This is a genomic window from Glaciecola siphonariae (assembly GCF_042652645.1).
Lineage (GTDB): Bacteria > Pseudomonadota > Gammaproteobacteria > Enterobacterales > Alteromonadaceae > Glaciecola > Glaciecola siphonariae.
This window is the reverse complement of sequence record NZ_JBHSGU010000009.1, coordinates 155,915-176,912: the sequence shown is the minus strand read 5'-3', so window position 1 is coordinate 176,912 and position 20,998 is coordinate 155,915. Positions and strand designations below refer to the sequence as shown.

Sequence of the window (20,998 nt, the reverse complement as noted above, 5' to 3'; positions counted from 1 at the left end):
TTCATGTTTAATTGCGCAAGCGACTCCCACAAAAAAGCCGCTGTGTAAGCGGCTTTCGAATTTAGATAGCTGCGTCAGCGAGCCTATTTAGGGGCGTGCACCCGATTGATTGTTAAGATATCTAAAGAAGTCGCTGTCTGGTTCAATAACAATGACGTCTTGTTTGCTGCTAAAGCTAGCGCGATAGGCGTCCATACTGCGTAAGAAACTAAAGAACTCTGGGTCTTTAGAATACGTTTGAGCATAAATTTGAGCCGCTTGCGCATCGCCTTCACCGCGCAGTTGACGGGCATTACGCTCTGCGTCAGCTAACATTACGGTGACTTTTGCATCTACATTGGCTCGAATAATCTCTGCTTGCTCTTGACCTTCTGAACGATATTCTCTAGCCGCGGCAGCACGCTCAGCTCGCATCCGGTCAAATATGGAATTACTTATTTCTTGCGGTAAGTTAATTTGCTTTACGCGCACATCAATAATTTCAACGCCCAGTTCGTTTGAACTGCCCGATGCTTGGATCATGGCTTCGTCCATCAGTTCGCTACGCTCGCCTGATACAATTTGCTGTATCGTGCGAGAACCAAACTCCGAACGTAGTCCGTTGTTCACTTTCTGTTTAAGTAGAATCTCAGCCTGCGCTTTGTTTCCACCGGTAGATAACCAGTAGCGGCCAAAGTCTTCAATCTTCCACTTTACATAGGAGTCAACAATCAAGTCTTCTTTATCAACAGTGACAAATCGGTCTGCTCGCTCATCTAGGGTTTGAATTCGAGCGTCAAGGCGCTGAACGCGGTCAAAGAAAGGAATTTTTGCATGTAAACCTGGCTCATATACTTTAGTTGAACCGTCTGCGTTTTGCCCTACTTTACCAAAGGTGATGACGATTGCGCGCGTGCCTTCCGATACAACAAAGATAGAGTTGAAACCAAGAATGGCTAATATAACAATCAGTATTGCTACGATATTTTTCATCTAGTTTCTCCCCTGTCTGCCGGAGCTGTCATTCCGCGGATTATTATTAATTAGAGGTGTTGCGTTAGGACTATTGTTAACGCGGTCTCTAATCTCCTCAAAGCTGGTTGAATTACGGTTTATGGTTTGTCGTGATGTATCTCTTTGGTCCATAATTTTATCAAGAGGTAAGTACATCAAGTTACCGCCGCCCTCTGTATCAACCATAATTTTACTAGTATTCATAAACACGCTTTCAAGCGTCTCTAAATATATGCGCTGTCGAGTCACCTCAGGTGCCGCCACATATTGAGGTAATAGTTCCTCAAACCGCGCTACCTCACCTTGCGCTTCCAAAATCGAACGCTCTTTGTACGCTTGCGCTTCTTCGTTCATTCGATTCACTCGGCCACGTGCTTCTGGCTCAATCGCACGCTGATAGGCTTCTGCTTCACGAATAAAACGCTGCTCATCTTCCTGTGCAGCAATGGCGTCGTCAAAGGCCGCTCTAACCTGCTCAGGAGGTCGTGCGTTGGTGAAGTTCAGGTCGATAATATCTACACCCATTGCATACGGTGCGATAATACCTTGCAGTTCTTCTAACACTCGCTGACGAGCAACCTCACGTCCTTCAGTAAGTACATCATCCATTTTTGAATGACCCACCACATAGCGTATAGCGCTGTCGAATGCTTGACTCAAACTCTGCTCTGGATTGACTACGGCAAACACCCACTGCTGCGGGTCAAACACGCGGTACTGCACTTCCATTTCTACACTGACCATGTTTTCGTCTTCGGTAAGCATAGAACCAGATGAGGCTTGGTTACGAATTGACTGCACGTTCACGGGAATGACGTTATCGATGAAAGTAAGCTTCCACTGCAGACCTGGCTGCGCCAGAGAATGGAATTCACCAAAACGTAAAATGACGCCGCGCTCAGCCTCTTTGATGGTGTAAAAGCCGCTTAACACATAAATCACCACAGCCAATACGGCCACAATGCCAATGCCTTTACCGGTTAAGTTAGCACCAGAACCGCCGCCGGAGCCGCCGCCCTTGCCAAATTTGCCAAAAATGTTTTTCAACACATCGTCTAAATCGGGAGGACCTTGGTCTTTATTTCCACGATTTTTCCACGGGTCGTTTTTGTTGTCGTTACCACCCGGCTCATTCCAAGCCATATTCACACTCCGAAATTACAGATACCCATTAATATACTAGTACAAGCTACGAATAGTTTTGCACTAATGAAAATATACTTTGATTTTGTATTAGTGAATCACAAATTCGCTGAGTTTATATTCCACTTTTTTGTCTATTCGGTGCCAGTCTGCACTCAACATTTTGATGTCAACCAGCCAATCGCCCTGCTCTGAGTAGCTCTGTTCGGTAATACAATTTAGCTCATACAGCATGCCGCGCAAACGTCCCTCATTTGGCGGAATTCGTAAAGTATGGCTGACCATTGTTTTCCTTAAACATTCAGTGAGGGCTATTTTCAATAAATCAATCCCCTGACCGGTTTGTGCAGATACCCAAACGCGGATAGGACGCCCTTCTTGATCACGATCTATTTTAGGCTCGACATTGTCTAATCGGTCTATCTTGTTGCAAATTACGAGTTGTGGAACGTCCTTGGCGCCAATTTCATCGAGCACCTCATTCACTTGGTCCATGTTTTCGCGGTATTGCTCATCCGCATAATCAACCACATGCAGCAATAAATCTGCTTCTTGTGTTTCTTGCAAAGTGGCTTTAAAGGCAGCCACCAAATCGTGCGGCAAATGCCGGATAAACCCAACGGTGTCGGCTAAAATGGCTGAACCTACCTCGTCTAGCTCAACTTTCCGTAAAGTCGGATCAAGCGTCGCAAATAATTGGTCGGCTGCATATACACCTGCGTCGGTAATGGTGTTAAACAAGGTCGACTTTCCGGCATTGGTGTATCCCACTAAAGATACGGTAGGTATTTCAGCCCGTTTGCGCGAACGGCGGCCTTGCTCTCGCTGCTTTTGAACCTTTGCTAGGCGCCGTAAGATTGCTTTGATTCTACCACGCAACAAACGACGGTCGGTTTCAAGCTGGGTTTCACCCGGTCCACGCAGACCAATCCCGCCCTTTTGGCGTTCCAAATGCGTCCAGCCACGAATCAAACGCGTTGAAATATGTTTTAACTGAGCAAGCTCTACCTGCAGCTTACCCTCATGGGTGCGGGCACGCTGCGCAAATATATCGAGAATTAAACTGGTTCTATCGAGCACCCTGCATTGAATCAAAGCCTCTAAATTACGTTCTTGAGACGGAGAAAGAGAGTGATTAAAAATAACCACATCTGCCTGTAAGCTTTTAACGGTTTGCGCGATTTCTTCGGCTTTACCTGAGCCAATGAAATATTTAGCTTGAGGGCTATTGCGAGATGCCGTTATAACACCAGCCTGATTAACACCGGCTGACGACACCAACATTTGGAGTTCTTGGAGGTCTTCTTTGTTCTGCTCGTCTGAAAAATCTATATGGACCAGTACGGCATTTTCGCCAGTTTCAAAACGGTCAAACAAAAAAACACTCCAAATTAATCTTGAGAATCGCCATCACCATGGTTAGTCGGCATGGTAAATGCGCGTGAGGGAACAACCGTTGAGATTGCATGTTTATATACCATTTGGCTTACGGTATTTTTTAGTAGCACAACAAACTGGTCGAAAGACTCAACCTGTCCTTGCAGTTTGATACCATTCACTAAGTAAATAGAAACGGGGATGCGTTCCTTTCGTAATGCGTTTAAAAATGGGTCTTGTAAAGACTGACCTTTAGCCATTAGACATCCTTAATTATTATTATGTTACGAGTTACTCATGTCTGGTCGTTCAGTGTACAACAAAAAATTGGCGAGTTACACATACTTTTATGTCACTTTTTTCATAATTGTCCGCAACAAATCATGGGCTTGGATATCCATGAAAGTTGTGTCTTCCCAACCTCTTAACCACGTCATTTGACGCTTTGCCAACTGTCGAGTAGCGGCTAAGCCTTTTTCGACCATGTTTGCATAATCATACTCACCGCTGAGATACGAATAGACTTGGCGATATCCTACACTACGCATGGAAGGCAAATCTGGATTTAAGTCATATTTACTCAACAGCATCTCTAGCTCTTTAACTAAACCTTGCTCGAGCATAAGTTCAAATCGCGTGGCAATGCGCTGGTGTAAAAAAGCGCGGTCATTTGGCATCAGAGCAAAGTTATAAAAATCGTATTCGAGAGCCGGTTTTTTTTCTTGTTGCCAAACCGAAAGAGGCTTATTTGTGCTAATAAATACCTCCATCGCACGCGTTAGGCGTTGAGGGTCATTCTGATGGATTTTTGCAGCGCTAATAGGGTCGACTTCTTGCAATTTTGCATGCACGTGAGCAAGGCCGTGTTCGCTAATCATGGTTTGCACCTGCTCTCGAACCTGCATATCGGCCGACGGAATCTGCGATATTCCCTGATGCAGTGCATTGAAATACATCATAGTTCCGCCCGCCAAAATAGGAATTTTATTGCGCCCTAGCACGTCATCGATACAGGCAATCGCATCATCTCTAAACTGCGCCACAGAATAGCTATCTTGTGGAGAGCAAATATCAATAAGATGATGGGGAATGCCTTGCATCTCATCTATATCAGGCTTTGCAGTACCAATATTCATATCTCGATAAATAAGCGCAGAGTCAACGCTGACTACCTCACCCTGAATGGCTTGTGCTAAAGCAACCGCCAGCGCTGTTTTGCCACTTGCCGTGGGGCCCATAATACAAATGACCGGTTGTTTAGGGGGCACTTTATTCACCGTTTACAGGCTCTCGCAAAGTGACAATATAGACTTTGCACACAGCTCTCGCCCATGATGAGAGAGTGCGTCACCGATAGTGTCATCAGGTAAGGCAGCAATGAGTGAATGCAAACGCTGAGTGTCTTCGCTGATAAGCGCATAATATGCGTCTCCTAGTGCATCCATAAAGCTCGATTTAGCCGACGTGTTTTGTAGCTGTGCGCTCAACTCGGCAAACAAATGTGCCCACGGAAGGGCTCTTAAGCCACTGGGAACCTGCTTGAGAATGTATTTATTGTGAGCATTATCAATCACAAATCCGCATTCCTCTAACGACGAAATGCTAGACTCACAAAGCGCATGGTCTTTTTGCACAGACACCGGCATCAGCAGTGGCTGTGGCGTGTTTGCTTGCGATAATGAATGCTGCAAATATAAGCTTATTAAGCGAGCGAGCGGCAAGGCCACAAGCTGCTTGTTTGTTTCAAACAAAGCATAAGCGCCAGACATCACATACCGATGTGTTCTTTGTGAATGCGTATCTTGCGAGTGCTTGGCGAGCGAGTCTGTGCGTGGTTGCATCAATTCTTGATAACGCCGACCCGCTTCTCCCACATCTGCAGATGGCCCTTGGAATCGGCCAGAGCGACCCGCTGAACTCGCCGGCGCACTGGTAACAGATTGACGCCTGACACTGCTAACGCCAAATGGCGCAGCGGTGTGCTGCGGCGCAGGCGGAGCTTCATGAACACTCGCTCGCAGCGGCTGGATATAATCATGGTTAGGGGCTGATGGAATGAGAGTCGATTGACCATGAGCCGCGTCATGCTCTGCTTTATTTGCCCCGCCATTTGACGTATCACTTACCAAGTCATGACTGGCGGCTTCTGAAGAATCTGTGGGTACATCATGTTGTGCTTGTTCTTGCTTTGCTTGTGCAAGGAGCAGCGCTTGGCTCACCGCTTGAAAAATCACGTCGTGGACCTTTCTTGCCTGATGAAAGCGCACCTCATGTTTGGCTGGATGCACGTTTATGTCCATATCCTGCGCGGGCAAATTTAGAAACAACACATAACCCGGATATTGATTATCTGCCAACATCCCCTCGTAAGCCTGACGCAGGGCATGCAGTACCAATTTATCTTTGATCATTCGCTGATTAACAAAAATATACTGCTGGTCGTTAGTTTGCCAGCCCTGACCAATGCAGGAACACCAGCCGCTGAGGCTTATTTGCTCATGACGGTAGTCTATGCGCGTACTGTACGTTAAAAAATTGGGCGAACAGACCGCAGCAACGCGCTGCTCAAGCGTCCCCGCGCCCCATTTAAAAATGAGTTTTCCGTTATGTTTCAAGGTAAACGCTATGTTCGGATGTCCGAGGGCAATTCGGCGCACCACTTGCTCAATATGCTGGAACTCGGTTTTTTGTGCCCTTAAGAATTTACGCCGCGCGGGGGTATTGAAAAACAAATCGAGCACCTCAATCGAGGTGCCAATAGGATGCGCTGCTGGACTAAGCGTTACCGCCATGTCCATGCCTTGAGTTTGCGCTTGCCATGCCTCGCTTTGAGCCTCTGGATGCGACGTAAGACTCAAACGACTCACCGAACTAATACTGGCAAGTGCCTCGCCTCTAAATCCCATGCTAGTGATGCATTCAAGGTCGTCTAAATTATATATTTTGCTGGTCGCGTGTCGGCTAAGCGCCAGTTCCAGCTGATCTTTAGAAATGCCTGAGCCAGTGTCGCGTATCAGTATGCGTTTGTGTCCGCCTTGGTCAATCTCAATATGAATGCTATCGGCCTTGGCATCAATACTATTTTCTAACAGCTCTTTGACCACAGATGCCGGCCGCTCTACTACCTCCCCAGCCGCTATTTGGTTGGCAAGTTGAGGCGGGAGCAAATGAATGGCAGGGCTTACATTATCTAGTTGCGCCATATTACGAACTGGGTATGGTCAGCATCTGACCCACTCGCACTAAATCGGAAGAGAGATTGTTTTCACTTTTGAGGCGATTGACTGTTACACCATATCGCTGTGCTAACAATGACAATGACTCGCCACTTGCTACCTTATGCTGCTGAGGTGCATTTTGCTTCCACTGGGCCCAAAGCGTGCCGTCTGGAGGTGTTTTTTTAAAGAAAGCTTTGATAGAGGTAAACATAGCGTCGGCTAAACGCTCTCGATGCTCTTTCCAGTTAAGATTTTTTTCTTCTTGAGGGTTAGAAATAAAACCAACCTCAACCAAAATAGAAGGGGTTTCTGGCGCAGTTAACACAGCAAAGCTGGCGCTTTGAGGTGTTTTTTTATGCATCTTTGTTACGCCCTTCATTTCCCTAATCATTTTGTTGCTAAGTTCATAGCTACTGGCCCGAAACAGGTCCATCGACATATTGAGGATGGTTTCTGCAAAATAGCGCTCGGTGTCTCTATCTTCAATTACCTCAGCGGCCGCACCTAAGAGCTCAGAGCTTCGTTCTGTCTGCTCAAGTAGGCGACCCAATTCACTGTCAGCGCGACCTTTTGATAGTACCCACACAGACCCACCTCTTGGCTGAGGCGTACTAAATGCATCAGCGTGAATCGAAATCATCAAATCTGCATTCGCTTTTACCGCCACTTTCGGCCGATCGTTAGGTGATATGTAATAATCGCCGTTACGAGTCATCACCGCTTTTAAGCCCGGTTCGCTGTTTATTCTATCTTCAAGCATTTTTGCAATGCTCAAAGTTATGCGCTTTTCGTAGGTGCCTGCCGGTCCAATCGAGCCGGGGTCCACTCCGCCATGCCCTGCATCAATTACAATAATAATATCTTTATCTCGATTTGGCGCGGCGCTATTGATCACAATATTCTGAGCCGGAGGATTCGGGTCGACCAATTCAATAACCAAGCGAGGAGGAGCACTGCTTGACGCGGGCAGGGTATAAAGCGTTGGCACCAAAGCCTTAGTCATTTCAATAACCAAACGCGTATCTTCAGGTGTTTTAGGTGTTGAGTGGCGCACCTTTTTAACTACCGGTGAGTTAATCGCCACATCAGAGAGCGAAAAATCGTTACTGACACCCGCTATGTCTACCACAATCCGGTCGGGGTTTTTGAGAGCAAAGTAGGTGTATGTGGGTTCAGACTGAAACTCCAGCACCAAACGAGATGTGTCGTCGCTAGTGCCAAATCTAATCTGTTTAAAGCCATTGTTTGCTAAGCTAAAAGGAGCAAAGAGCAATGCCGCCATAAGGCACAATAACAATCGCATTGGATGCTTAATGTGTTGCTTCATTGCTGTGGTTTATACTCCGCTTTACTTTAAACCCGACAGCCAAGCGTCTGCTCGGCGTGTGTGCGATGTTAATATAAAGCCTCTGCCGGCATTTTCATAGTCAATCTTAATTTCTAGCTCGGCAGATGGCAATAAGCCGGCTCCCTTTTCAGGCCATTCAATCAAGCACAGAGTGCTTGAGTTAAAATAATCTCTAATACCCATATACTCTAATTCTTGTGGGTCATTTAAGCGATATAAATCGAAATGAAACACGTCTACATCGCCAATTTTATAGGGCTCTACCAATGTATATGTTGGGCTTTTCACGCTGCCTATGTGGCCTAATGCATGCAAAAAACCCCGACTAAAGGTGGTTTTACCCGCCCCTAAATCACCTTCTAAATAAATCACGCTACCGCCCAGACCGCCTGCTTTTACCGCAGCGGCGAGCCCTTTAGCTAAAGTCTCGGTCGCGGCCTCGTCGTGACAAGAGTGTTGAACTTGCATCATTCGTTTACTAATACTCTGATAGTTTCAAATAAGTCGCTTGCTAAAAGCCCGCGCTGCCCATACTTTTCGGCCACCAGGTCGCCTGCTTTGGCATGCAAAGACACGCCAAACTGACACGCCATGTCGGTATCAAGCCCTTGTGCAACTAACGAACCTAATATGCCGGTCAGTACATCGCCCATACCTGCCGTTGCCATGCCTGGGTTACCATGACGACAGACCCAAGAATGAGACTGGTTGTCTACAATACTGCCAGCGCCTTTTAACACGCATGTTGCATCATATCGTTGTGCGCACTGGCGGGCATAGTTAAAACGGTTTGATTCGACCTCTTCGATAGATACGTTCAACAGCCTAGATGCCTCACCTGAATGCGGCGTAATCATACAGTCGGGCAAGGCCACAAAGGTAGTATTAACCGCTTTTAAATTCAGCGCATCGGCGTCAATCACAATGGGTTTTGGGTTTTGCTGGCAATATTCCATCACCCGGTCAAAGATATTTTTAGCCCACGCATCAGTGCCGAGCCCCGGTCCAATAACAATTGAAGTAGCCCATGCCAATGCATCATCAAGACCATCGCTGATGACCATTAGTTCCGGTCGTCCTGCGCAAATCTGTATTTTTGAGTCGGCATGCGCGAAGACCTTGACCATGCCAGTACCGGTTCGTAACGCAGCTTCTGAGGTAAGCCTTATTGCACCCGACATACCAGCATTGCCGCCAATACAAAGTAAGCGACCATGGTTTCCTTTATGAGAATTAACCGGGCGCGGCGCCAAACCCTTAAAATGGGCAATATCTAAAGCAGTGGCGTCGCTTCGTGCAATCTTAGCGAAGGCTTTGCCAACACCGAGGTCTTTCAATACTAACTTACCGCAATACTGCTTGCCCGCACCGGTGGTTAATCCAAGCTTTATTCCGATAAAGGTAACGGTGACGTTTGCCTCAATCGTAGCCCCAAGAGATTCGCCTGAGTTCCCGCAAAGGCCGCTTGGCACATCGATACTCACAACAGGTAAGCCGCTTTGATTCACAGCGTTAATGACACTTGCAAATTCAGCGCGTACCACCCCATTGATGCCAGTGCCAAGTAAGCCGTCTATGATGACATCTGTTTTGCTTAGCAAAGATTCACTAAATGGCTGAACCGTGCCACCAGAATCTAGCCATGCTTGCTTTGCTCGCGCAACATCTCCTTGGACCTCACGCTCTGGCTCAACGGCACATAAGTTTACGTTTTTTCCTGCCTTGGCCGCAGTCAAGGCGGCAACGTAGGCATCGCCTGCATTATGTCCAATGCCTACCAGCACCAGATAGTTGTCGGTATTAGGCATAAGCAAAACAGCTTGCTCAAATACTGCCTCACCTGCTTTTTGCATGAGGCTATACATGTCGATGCCACTTTGCTGTGCGGCCGCCTGCTCGTGCTGTCTAACTTGGTCTGCCCGATACAGTTTCTGTGTTAAACTTGGCGCATTACTCTTTTCCAACATGGGTTACTTCCTTACGTGCAGTCCACTGATTATCAGCAATTGGCAAACCATATCAAGGCTTGGGGGAAATCACTAGGATTTCAACAGGTTGGCATTGCTGATGTTGATTTATCAAAACATCATAGCGCCTTGCTTGACTGGATATCGAAAGGATACCACGGTCAGATGTCGTTTTTTGAGCGAAATATTGAAAAACGCATGGACCCGCAGGCCCTTGTTCCAGGGACACTGAGGATCATCAGCGTCCGCATGGATTATTTGCCAGAGGATGCAAAGTTTGCCAACACCTTAGAGCAAAGCGATAAAGCTTACATAAGCCGTTATGCCCTTGGACGCGATTATCATAAAATCATTCGTAAGCGACTCAAGCAGTTGGCCGAAAAAATTCAGCAGCATTGCGCTGAGCTAGCCTATCGGCCATTTGTCGACTCAGCTCCCGTACTTGAGCACGCCATTGCAGAAAAAGCAGGGATTGGATGGACAGGTAAGCACTCACTTACATTAAATGAACACGCTGGTTCATGGTTTTTTTTAGGTGAGCTTTTTGTCAATATTCCACTGCCTGTAGATAACCCTGCCAAAGAGAACTGCGGTACCTGCCAGGCATGCATTTCAATTTGTCCAACCAAGGCAATTGTTGCCCCGTATAAAGTAGATGCAAGGCGCTGTATTTCTTATTTAACGATAGAACATGAGGGGGTAATACCCACAGAGTTTAGGCAGGCAATGGGCAATCGCATTTACGGTTGTGATGACTGTCAGTTGGTATGTCCGTTCAATCGTGAGGCGAGCATCAGCGATGAAAAAGACTTTGCAAGACGAGAAGTGTTTGAAGATGTCTCGTTACTAAGCCTTTTTAGCTGGACTGAAAGCGATTTTTTAAAACATACTGAGGGCTCAGCAATACGGCGAATAGGCTACGCAAAGTGGCAACGTAACCTATCTATTGCACTGGGTAATGCCAGCTACAGTCCAGATATCTTAGTTGCTTTAAATGATGCGCTGGCCGTGAACGATGACCCTTGCTTAACTGAGCACTTTTCATGGGCAATTGACCAGCAGCTCGCAAAGCAAGTTCAGTGGCAAAAACATCGCAAAGACGAACATGCCATCGAGCTAAATGAGCTTGGGATAACGCGCCAACAGGCGCGATTAGTACGGCTAGTGAAAAAAGGCCTTCCCCGAGACGCATGAGCCCCGAGCAAGACCTTTTCTTCGCAATTTAGCCAACAACTACCGGCGCCATCTGCTAATTGTGATAAGGCTTCGACAGTTTATGAACCGCCTCTACAAAATGACCGGCGTTTTCAGGCGGTACGTCTAAGTGAATACCGTGACCTAGGTTGAAAACGTGACCCTCTCCCTTACCAAATCCTGCAAGAATGTCTGACACTTCTTGCTCAATGCGCTCTTTAGGCGCGTAGAGTACTGATGGGTCCATGTTTCCTTGCAGAGCTACCTTGTCGCCTACTCTTGCTTTTGCATCTGCAATGTTAATAGTCCAGTCTAAACCAATAGCATCGCAACCTGTTGCAGCAATTGCCTCTAGCCATTGACCGCCGTTTTTCGTAAACAATGTCACAGGGATGCGCTGGCCTTCATATTCACGCGTTAAACCAGCGACAATTTTTTCCATATATTGTAAGGAAAACAGCTGATAGTCGCGCGGAGATAGGACGCCACCCCACGTATCAAACACCATGACTGATTGAGCGCCGGCGGCGATTTGTGCGTTTAAGTATAAAATGACGGAGTCAGCCAATTTGTCTAGCAAAAGATGAAGTGTTTGTGGCTCAGCGAATGCCATTTTTTTAATTTTTGTGAATGCTTTGCTCGAACCACCCTCAACCATGTAAGTGGCTAAGGTCCATGGACTGCCAGAAAAGCCAATCAACGGAACCTCACCTTTTAAGTTTTTGCGGATAGTGCGCACAGCATCCATTACGTAACCTAGGCCAAGCTCGGGGTCAACAACGGGTAGGTTTTCTACATCCATTTTAGAGCTAATAGGATGATGAAACTTAGGCCCTTCGCCCGTTTCAAAATAAAGGCCTAAACCCATTGCATCAGGAATCGTTAAAATGTCAGAAAACAGAATTGCGGCGTCTAATTTAAAGCGGCGTAGTGGCTGCAAAGTCACTTCACAAGCAAGCTCGGGGTTGGTGCAAAGGGCCATAAAATCGCCTGCTTCACCTCTGGTTGCTTTGTACTCAGGGAGATAGCGGCCTGCCTGTCGCATCATCCATACCGGGGTCATATCTACGGGTTGCTTAAATAATGCGCGTAAATAACGATCGTTTTTTAGCTGACTCATTAGACTCTCTTTTGTTCTCTTATTTCATCAAAAAATTTTTGCAAAGAATACGCTAAAATCACGATCCTTGCTTTATTCTTTTCACTGTTTCTTCTATTAGCCTTCCAGCGATTGACAGCGTGGGGGGCGTTAGTGGTAGCTTGTCCACATCGAACCAGTCAGCACTGAGAATTTCTTTTTCTTCTAGGACCAAATCCCCTGAGGCATATTCGGCCAAATATCCCACCATTATAGAATGAGGAAAAGGCCACGGCTGACTCCCAAAGTACTCCAGATTTTTTATCTCAATACCGACTTCCTCTTTTACCTCTCTGTGCACTGCGTGCTCTAAAGATTCTGCACTTTCTACAAAGCCGGCCAAGGTTGAAAAAAATCCGGTAGATTGGTGGCGCACTCCTTGTGCTAATAAAATTTTATCGCCTTTACGAACCGCTACAATGATACAAGGTGATACGCGAGGATAGACACGATGCTGACAGCTGTGGCAGTGCATTGCCATTTCCCACTGCACTTGTAACATAGCGCTTCCGCATCGACCGCAATATTTATGATGACGCAAAAACAGCGCATACTGCCATGCTTTTGCCAGCATTGAGAATTCGTGTTCGTTGAGCGTGCCAAGCGCTTCACGCATGCTGAGTGAGCGATAGTTATCATCATCAATGGTGTCTCGCTGCATATCAATAAGCACATGACTCTGAGCGTCGTACTGAGCTATTTTTACAGCCTCTTGGCGATACTGAGCGAATGCATCGAGTGCGAGGTCTTTAACAGCCGCCAAGCCTTCGCCTAAATTGGCAGATTGAGGCACAACCCACCTGTTGTCAGAAAAAATAAAATAGAGTGTTTGCTGCGTCGATGTCATGCTTAGCGTTGCTCGTAGGTCAAAAGGTAATATACAGATACATTTGTGGCTGTAATGCAAACCAACAGCGCGTGACTTTACTTGTTTTGTGCCTTGTTCACAAATAAAGCAGTGGTATACTCATACTATTATGTAATTCAGTCTGCGGTAGTTTTAGCAGACCAAAGATATCACAGGAATAAACTGCTTGAGTATTGCCCTGTCAGACCAAAAACAACGCATTTTTAATAAGGCAAAAGACTATTGTGAAGAGCAAGGGGTAAGATTTACTCCACTGCGCGCCCGCGTGTACGAAATATTACTTCATGAAGACTCATCCATTGGGGCTTATGATTTGCTCGATAAGCTTAAAACAGTAGAGGATAATGCGAAGCCACCCACAGTATACCGCGCGCTAGACTTCTTTTTAGAATTAGGCTTGGTGCACAAGGTTGAATCAAATAATACGTTTAAAGCATGTCATCATTTTGGTTGCTCGCATCCTGTTCAATTTTTGATCTGCGATACCTGCGGTGATGTACAAGAGATTCAGTCTCAAGGCGTAAAAGATACACTTGAGGCTCAGGCTAAAGAAAACGCGTTTAAAATTCATACGCAAACTATTGAAGCACACGGCATTTGTAAAAACTGCGTGAACCCCTAGCGGCCTTGAAAAAAGCAGAGCGAAGCCTGAATAAACAGCTAGATTTGATAAAAATGCATGGCTTGCTATCATGCATATAGTGTATATAAATACACGCGACCAAACTCATCACAGAAGTGAGTGCTAAGTTCAAAAAAGAATGACCGCGAAGACGGCCATACAGATTTGCAAAAGAGCTAAAATAACCTGTTGCCTGTGAATAGACATACTCTCAGGTAAACATTCCCGCTCGCAAAAAATTGTTAATGATTACGATGCGTTTTTTGAAGTAAGCATTTATAATACAAAGCAAATTTTGGTCATCTGACCCAAAACAAAAATTATTCTGCCAAAAGGATGTACACACCATGAAGAAATTAGCGCTAGCAACTGCCATATTAGCAGCTTGCACCACCCATGCAGTGACCGCACAAGAAGCCCCTCCATATGAAAACTGGGTTGGCGGTTTTGCACAATATTATAACGCGGATGCCGATAAGCCAGAGCCTGTAGGCGGTTTAGATGAAGGTAAAGGATTTGGTGCTGAGATGGGCTTCAGATTTGACCCGTCGTGGGCCATTCGTTTTGAGCTTGGTCGCGTACTTATTGATAACGACGATAACAACCGTTCATCGTTAGCAGATGACGGCACTCAGCTTGGTGCTGATTTAATGTATTTTTTAGAAGATGATGCTGCTTACCTGTTTGGCGGTATTAGAGAACAGTCGTTAACTGACAGCTACCGCATGGCTAGCTTAGGTTTAGGTAAGCACTGGGTTACTGGCGAAAACTGGAGAGTGATCACCGAAGCGGCCACTTACTATGACTTTGGACAGGGCTATAACGAATTTAGCCTTAAACTTGGCCTAGCTTACGTGTTTGGTTTAAACAACGCGGCTAAATCGCAGCCTGATACAGATGGCGACGGCGTTTATGATGCTGTAGACCGCTGTCCTAATACTCCGGCAGGCGTTCGTGTAGACGCTACCGGTTGTAACATTGACCTAGACGGCGATGGCGTGATTAACAGTGTTGATCAATGCCCGCGCACACCGGCTGGTGTTGCTGTAGACGCGCGCGGTTGTGCATTCAAAGATTCTGACGGTGATGGCGTGTTAGATAACGTTGACCAGTGCGCAGATACACCGTCTACTGACCGTGTGGATGAAGTAGGTTGCAGCATCTTTGAAGAGACCGAAATCTTTGTAGAGCTTGACCTATTGTTTGCTAATAACAGCGCAGTTATCGACAACCCTGAGTCAGAAATGATTACAGACTTTGTTGACTTCATGAAGCGTTATCCAAATACCAATGCATCTATCGAAGGTCACACTTCTGCTGTAGGTACCGAAGCATACAATCAGGCGCTATCTCAGCGCAGAGCTGAAGCAACACGCGACATGCTAATAAATCGATACGGCATTGATGCTTCACGCCTAAGCGCAATTGGTTATGGTGAAACACGCTTGAAGTTCACTGAGAATACCGCTGAAGCGCACCGCTTAAACCGACGCATTGAAGCTAAAATCACTGCGACGGTTGAAGAAAAGCTTACCCGCTAGAATCAGTTAGCGCGATAAGCGCTAACTATATAAAAACCGAGGCCTAGTGCCTCGGTTTTTTGTATACTCTAGAAAGAATCATTAAATAACATTATTGGTGGAAATAGTATCGCTGCTGACGCTGCGGTAGTGGGGTTAGGGGGTTTTAGTTCCGGGTTTGGGATTGGAGTTGCTTCATCAACGAGGCATCCATACCACCAAACTTGGCTCGCCATTTGTAGAACTGTGCTGAACTCATGCCGTGTTCTCGGCATAGTTCAGGAACAGCTACGCCATTCTCATTCTGTTTTAGTATCGCCAATATCTGGCTGTCGATATATCGTGATTTACGCATAAAAAACTCCTTCATTTTAGTTTAACGGCAATTTCTACTTACAACTGCTCCGGCTTTCTAGGGGATTACATCGAGGCTTGCCAAAGAGAGCTTCTTCGGCGGGCATGCAACCTATCGGCTAGACGACGGATCTTTTTCCATTGATGCGGGAGAAAATGATATTCGGGCAATCTATGATGAACCCAATACGGTCAGCCGATTTTTTTTGGCGTTATTAACGCGATGCGGGCTTTTGCGATAGGAAGCTGCAAACTTTTGCCGCCAAGCACGCCTTTACTTCAGCGCTCATAAGTTAGCGAAAAAACTAGGAACCGAAGGAAGAAGAAGATGACTAATCACGTTGATGTACTGGGTTTATCTGAAACGGTTCCGCGTTGTAACCCTCCCTTTTATCGATCAAACTTCAAGAGAGTTTTCCTGATCTAATCGCTCATATTCTTTAGGCGGTAAATCGTTTAATGATTCATGAGGCCGTTCATAATTTTAATCGACCATCCAACTATCTGTTATCTCGCGTACTTCGGTCAAGCTTTTAAACAAATAGCAATCTAACACCTCGTTCCTATATGTTCGGTTAAATCGTTCAATATAAGCATTCTGTGTTGGTTTACCTGGTTTGATAAAATCAAGTTTTACGCCATGGTATTCAGCCCATACTTCAAGTGCATGAGAGAAGAATTCCGGCCCGTTGTCCTGCCTCAGAGCCTTTGGATAGCCTCGATATGCAGCGATTCTGTCTAACACTCTGATAACGCGCTTTGACGGCAAACTAGAATCAATTTCAATCGCCAACGACTCACGGTTGTAATCGTCAATCACATTAAACGTGCGGAACGATTTCCCCTCGTGCAAGTTGTCGCTCATAAAATCCATCGACCAACACTCATTGGGTTTGCTAGGCACAATCAACGTCTCTGGGTCGCGTGAAGGCAAGCGTTTCTCACCTTTGCGCCGTAAATTAAGTTTAAGACCGCAATAAATCCGATAAACGCGTTTATGGTTCCAGCAATGCCCCATCAAACGTAAGCGCTTATGTATCTTCTTAAACCCATAAGTCGTGTGCTTTTGTGCAAGCTCACTGACAGCTTCGATAATCTCATTATCATCGACCAGTTTTGGCTGATAATAATAAGTGCATCGGCTAATGCCTACTGCTTCACAGGCCAACACAACACCCAAACCAAATTCAACCACCGCATATTGAGCTAATTCTTTACGCTGCGCTGGCTTTACAGCTTTTTTTCGACAATATCCTTCAGCCCCATGTTTTGTAAACTGACGTCAGCAAACATCTTTTTAAGCTTCGCATTTTCGGCTTCTAGCTCGCGCATTTTACTTAAATCAGACGCTTGCATGCCGCCATATTTTGATTTCCAATTGTAGTAGGTGCTTTGCCCCACGCCATGCAAGCGGCACAGCTCTGGAACGGTCATTGCGCCAGATTCACCTTCTTTCAAAATACTGATTATCTGGCTTTCGGTAAATCGAGTTTTTTTCATCTTCGTTCTCCATTAGGTTTACTGTAAATGGAAAACTCTTTTTAAGCTATTCTGATTCTATGGGAGGGTTACAGTAGTTGGGCAACACTTTTTGTCGTAACCAATCAACGACCATCTGATATGGAGTGGTGGGGAGTGGATTTAATACTGTCTTTTCGTTTTTCTCAAACAGATCATTCCGCGAAATCGGTAGACCCTGAAAAGGCGTGTTATTCAGGACAGCGATTTCTTTAGTCAGGTAATCATTAATTTCTTCCAAACTAAAGAAGGTGTGGTTACGCATCATGGGCACAAGGATACGCTGAGTGACAAACTTCACGCCCAACTCCGCATGAGACTTATCTTGAGGTGAACGAGGTCTGCTGGTATCCATAAAACAGCCGTAGTGCTCTTCAAGCGACTCCACATTCTTTGTAAATATAGGGATTAACCCAGGTTTGGTGACCAATGCTTTGGCATTGTCCATTGCCACCACTTCAGGCACACCACCAAAATCCTCAAACATGCGTGTCATGCCATCGATCCAATGCACCGTTTTTTCACCGTACGTTGCCCACGCGAAGACTTTTTTCGATGCGCCCAATACGGCCACAAAGACTTTCACCCAAACTTTCTTATTCGATTTGCGATAAAACACTTGGTAACCTGCATAGTCGATAAACACTGCTTCACCGGCAGCATGAAGCTGTTTCATGACCAACTTGGAGCGTTTCAACACTTTGTTAATATTGCGATAGAAGTGTGAGCGACTCATGGCGGTTTTGGGATCTTCAGCAACATATTCTAAATACAGCACTGCTTTTGTGGTGCCCTTGCCCCGAGGTTTAGTCAGCTCAGTCATAATGTGCTCAATATTGGGAGCACGCTTTGAGCGATTATTGTGCACAATGGATGGATATAGCTTCACCATTAACTCGCTATCGGTGAGCTCCTCTGCGATTTCATGCGTGATTGCAGCGCGGTCAAGTCGTGCTGATAAGCGAATCATTGTGTTGTGTGGAATACCAACAATTTTGCTTTGTGTGCGACCGCTGGCGTCGGGCAACGCGAACTTTATTCGAATCGCCGTGCGAATTTTGTTTATTGAAACCATGTTTCTTTACCTTTATTACATTAATAAAGGCGCAGAGGGCATGAAGCGATATAGATTCAAGAGGGCCCAAAACACTAAACGTGGGCTTGGTTTGCGCTGAATTAATATCTGTTGAACCGTTGTGCTGATATCTTACAAATCTACCAGCGTTTAAAATTTGTTCAATGTCTTATGAGCATCATACACGATTTGTCATCATGTTGTAGTGGCCTACTTGCCCCGCTTGAACGAATATTTCTTTAAACACACGCAGGTAAGATTCATTGGTTTGCTCGCCATGATTAATGTAAAGATCATCATGGATTGAGTGAGAGCCATCGTTTACCCAAGAGAATAAAGACTGACAAATTATTTTGTCTCGGCCATCGAAGAGCGCACAAATTTCGTCTTTACTCATGCCTCCCCACATTGAAAAGTAGTTTTCTAATATTCGACGAAGCGTATTTTGAAGACCTGTACTGGATATATTATTTACTCTTACATCTTCCCAGAGTAACTCGTAAGCTGAACGGATGGGGTTAGTCTGGCAGCGTGTCACTTCCGAACCGCTTTGTGATTTCTTCACTAACCAGAAGCTTTCATCACTCAATGCATCGCCAGATGTTCTTCTTTGATTGAAACTAATCTCTTTGTGAAAATACACATTGTGTGTCAATACGAACACCTGCTTGATTAGTGAAGCGTCATCTCTTGCCTCATCCATAACAGATTTAATCAAACTACTCACAATATAAAGTACGTCACTATCCAAAGAAGAAATGGGATCATCAAATACAACTACTCGGCTCGCCGTTACACCGGAAGGCGACTGAGCACCTTTGATAAGGTGATAAAAATACAAAAATGTTATGAATGTTTTTTCACCTTCGCTTAAAGAGCTACTGGCTTCTTCTCCGTTGGCACGAAGAAGCTGATAGTGTATTCCATCTCCTACATCGCCGAGTTCAAACGAATTAAACCCAAATTTAGTGAGCAATCCATTTATCGCATTGATTGTTGGCTGAATTGAAGTCGTGAGCTTCTCTAGATCCTTTATCTGTCCTTTGAGCGCTTGCAAACATTCGTTTTTGGCATTGAGGCTTTGCTCCATGCCAGATATTGTTCTGTTTAAGTTATCTTTACGCTGATGATATTCGTTTAAGTCAGTATCTAATTTGTTGAGCACGTATCGCCATACTTGAGCTTTTAATGTTTCTCTCTCACTGCCAATGTTTTCTGCGGTCTGGTTGTGATAGTTAGAAGCTTCGTTCGCTTCTGCTATCAGCAACTGTAATTTATCGAGCAATGGTTGCATCGGCTCAAGTTCAATTCTTCTGCTAGGCTCATTCAGTTTACGTGTAATAGACGCAAGATTGACTTTGAGTCTATCAACTACTGCTTGAGCTTCTGCATTGAACAATTCAGTCTTGAGAAAAGGGTTATTCTGTTCTGCAACTCGCTGGATTCCAGTCGATAGATATTCGCTCGCCTCTCTGTAACTGTTTTTCAGCTGTTGCAATGCCACTATGTCGTTGTCGTAGGCGTCGCTAAAAAATGCATCCAAACTCGCGGCAAAATCTTCGTCTGTCGACTGTTGGCAGAAAGGGCAGATACTGGAGTCTTGCGCATGAAACTGACGGCCCTGCTTGACCCAGTCGCTATTTCCTAATTTATCGATGAGTGCAGCAATATCGATGTCCTGATTACCTACAATCACTTTTTGTAAAAGTGGGTTATCTTCTGCTTGAATAAGATTCTGACTTGATAAATCACCGAGCAATGACACACGCTCTAAATCACTGGAAAAAACCGTCTCCGCTTTATCTTTGAGTATATCCAACGAGAACAATTCTGCCGAGTTCGTATGATGTTCGGTTAATACTTTGGCTTTAAACTTTTCAGCGTTTCCTCTTACACCGGAAAATGCTTCTTGAAAGTAGCTATCATGCTGTCGTTTCTGTCTGAAACACTTTTCTGTAAAATTTGGTTCAAGCGCATCTAGTTCAACTCTCTTACCAGGCTGTGTGTCATCGCCATCGAGTTGAACATTCAAGCTAGATATTTGTTCTTCTATTTTTCCTATTTCGGGTTGCAACTCAGCAATTTTTCGTTCAGCTTCGACTTGATCTTCGCCAAGCGTGAAAACGCCTTGTAGGGGACCGTCTTGATTAAAGTTGCGATCTATAAAATCACGGTTGTAGACCATAGACTCAAGTTGAATTCCACCGTCCCATGTTACTGGGCAATGAGCAAAGCCATTAGTGCCGGCAAGTACTCTGCTAATCGTGGTTTTTCCTGTTCCATTTGCACCAAAGAAAAAATTTATCCTTCGAAGGTCGGTTAATATCACCTGGTTTACATAAGTAGCGGTTGGCGGAATGATTTGTATGTTATTAATCATATTCCTTCCTTAGAAACGCGTTTAACCATCAATAGGATGATTCCAGCTATAGCTCGAAAATGAAAAGCCTTAGATTATCGATAGTCAACACATTAGTTATTTTTACCAACTGATACCGAACGAATCTTTTGAACTTCAGTACATCATATGAACAATTTTAGAGACAATCACTTATAAGAAGCTTACCTTCTATTGCTATCTTATACTGTTGATAAACCGTTAACGGCTTATTGACCAAGCAACGATTCATATCTTAACTTAGAGTAAAATAAGTAGAATTCAG

Annotated in this window: 16 protein-coding genes and 2 pseudogenes; 3 read left to right on the top strand and 15 right to left on the bottom strand. The window is 45.2% G+C overall.

Going from position 1 to position 20,998, the window contains the following annotated elements:
* Positions 1-87 precede the first annotated feature (87 nt).
* The 9 genes from hflC to ACFO4O_RS14735 form a co-directional block, all read right to left on the bottom strand.
* Positions 88-972 carry a protease modulator HflC gene (hflC, locus tag ACFO4O_RS14775; protein ID WP_382409891.1) on the bottom strand — a complete coding sequence of 295 codons (885 nt, stop codon included), beginning with the start codon at positions 970-972 and terminating at the stop codon, positions 88-90.
* Positions 973-2,136 (bottom strand): FtsH protease activity modulator HflK, encoded by a 1,164-nt coding sequence (gene hflK / locus ACFO4O_RS14770; RefSeq protein ID WP_382409889.1) that lies wholly within the window; start codon positions 2,134-2,136, stop codon positions 973-975.
* A gap of 90 nt (positions 2,137-2,226) precedes the next feature.
* Positions 2,227-3,513: a ribosome rescue GTPase HflX gene (gene hflX, locus ACFO4O_RS14765; RefSeq protein ID WP_382409887.1), complete on the bottom strand. Its 1,287-nt coding sequence runs from the start codon at positions 3,511-3,513 to the stop codon at positions 2,227-2,229.
* A 14-nt stretch (positions 3,514-3,527) separates the two neighbouring features.
* Positions 3,528-3,773, bottom strand: coding sequence for an RNA chaperone Hfq (hfq, locus tag ACFO4O_RS14760; protein ID WP_382409885.1), 246 nt, complete (start codon positions 3,771-3,773; stop codon positions 3,528-3,530).
* An 87-nt stretch (positions 3,774-3,860) separates the two neighbouring features.
* A complete protein-coding gene (miaA, locus tag ACFO4O_RS14755) occupies positions 3,861-4,751 on the bottom strand; it encodes a tRNA (adenosine(37)-N6)-dimethylallyltransferase MiaA (protein WP_382410005.1) in 891 nt (296 codons plus the stop codon).
* A 42-nt stretch (positions 4,752-4,793) separates the two neighbouring features.
* Positions 4,794-6,716, bottom strand: a complete 1,923-nt coding sequence (gene mutL, locus ACFO4O_RS14750; RefSeq protein ID WP_382409883.1) for a DNA mismatch repair endonuclease MutL — start codon at positions 6,714-6,716, stop codon at positions 4,794-4,796.
* A 1-nt stretch (position 6,717) separates the two neighbouring features.
* A complete protein-coding gene (locus tag ACFO4O_RS14745) occupies positions 6,718-8,058 on the bottom strand; it encodes an N-acetylmuramoyl-L-alanine amidase (RefSeq protein ID WP_382409881.1) in 1,341 nt (446 codons plus the stop codon).
* Positions 8,059-8,079: 21 nt separating this feature from the next.
* Positions 8,080-8,550, bottom strand: coding sequence for a tRNA (adenosine(37)-N6)-threonylcarbamoyltransferase complex ATPase subunit type 1 TsaE (tsaE, locus tag ACFO4O_RS14740; RefSeq protein ID WP_382409879.1), 471 nt, complete (start codon positions 8,548-8,550; stop codon positions 8,080-8,082).
* Complete coding sequence (locus tag ACFO4O_RS14735) at positions 8,547-10,046, bottom strand: NAD(P)H-hydrate dehydratase (protein ID WP_382409877.1); 1,500 nt, start codon at positions 10,044-10,046, stop codon at positions 8,547-8,549. The genes tsaE and ACFO4O_RS14735 overlap by 4 nt, the downstream gene beginning before the upstream one ends.
* Before the next feature lie 15 nt (positions 10,047-10,061).
* Between ACFO4O_RS14735 and queG the strand changes: the two genes are divergently transcribed.
* A complete protein-coding gene (gene queG / locus ACFO4O_RS14730) occupies positions 10,062-11,240 on the top strand; it encodes a tRNA epoxyqueuosine(34) reductase QueG (RefSeq protein ID WP_382409876.1) in 1,179 nt (392 codons plus the stop codon).
* Between the two features lie 55 nt (positions 11,241-11,295).
* On the opposite strand, the gene hemE is transcribed toward queG, so the two are convergent.
* Together hemE and nudC are read right to left on the bottom strand one after the other, a co-directional pair.
* Positions 11,296-12,360, bottom strand: a complete 1,065-nt coding sequence (gene hemE / locus ACFO4O_RS14725; protein ID WP_382409874.1) for a uroporphyrinogen decarboxylase — start codon at positions 12,358-12,360, stop codon at positions 11,296-11,298.
* A gap of 58 nt (positions 12,361-12,418) precedes the next feature.
* Complete coding sequence (gene nudC, locus ACFO4O_RS14720) at positions 12,419-13,225, bottom strand: NAD(+) diphosphatase (RefSeq protein ID WP_382409872.1); 807 nt, start codon at positions 13,223-13,225, stop codon at positions 12,419-12,421.
* 187 nt (positions 13,226-13,412) lie between these two features.
* Between nudC and ACFO4O_RS14715 the strand changes: the two genes are divergently transcribed.
* Both ACFO4O_RS14715 and ACFO4O_RS14710 read left to right on the top strand, forming a co-directional pair.
* Entirely contained in the window at positions 13,413-13,868 is a 456-nt protein-coding gene (locus tag ACFO4O_RS14715; RefSeq protein ID WP_382409870.1) for a transcriptional repressor, read from the top strand.
* A 347-nt stretch (positions 13,869-14,215) separates the two neighbouring features.
* Positions 14,216-15,409 (top strand): OmpA family protein, encoded by a 1,194-nt coding sequence (locus ACFO4O_RS14710; protein WP_382409868.1) that lies wholly within the window; start codon positions 14,216-14,218, stop codon positions 15,407-15,409.
* Positions 15,410-15,572: 163 nt separating this feature from the next.
* Here the strand turns inward: ACFO4O_RS14710 and ACFO4O_RS14705 are convergent.
* The 4 genes and pseudogenes from ACFO4O_RS14705 to ACFO4O_RS14690 form a co-directional block, all read right to left on the bottom strand.
* A pseudogene (locus ACFO4O_RS14705) lies at positions 15,573-15,743 on the bottom strand (transposase); the annotation flags it as partial.
* Positions 15,744-16,229: 486 nt separating this feature from the next.
* A pseudogene (locus tag ACFO4O_RS14700) lies at positions 16,230-17,242 on the bottom strand (IS3 family transposase); the annotation flags it as partial.
* Positions 17,243-17,288: 46 nt separating this feature from the next.
* Complete coding sequence (gene istA, locus ACFO4O_RS14695; RefSeq protein WP_382409866.1) at positions 17,289-18,335, bottom strand: IS21 family transposase; 1,047 nt, start codon at positions 18,333-18,335, stop codon at positions 17,289-17,291.
* Positions 18,336-18,513: 178 nt separating this feature from the next.
* Positions 18,514-20,715, bottom strand: a complete 2,202-nt coding sequence (locus ACFO4O_RS14690) for an AAA family ATPase (RefSeq protein ID WP_382409864.1) — start codon at positions 20,713-20,715, stop codon at positions 18,514-18,516.
* Positions 20,716-20,998 lie beyond the last annotated feature (283 nt).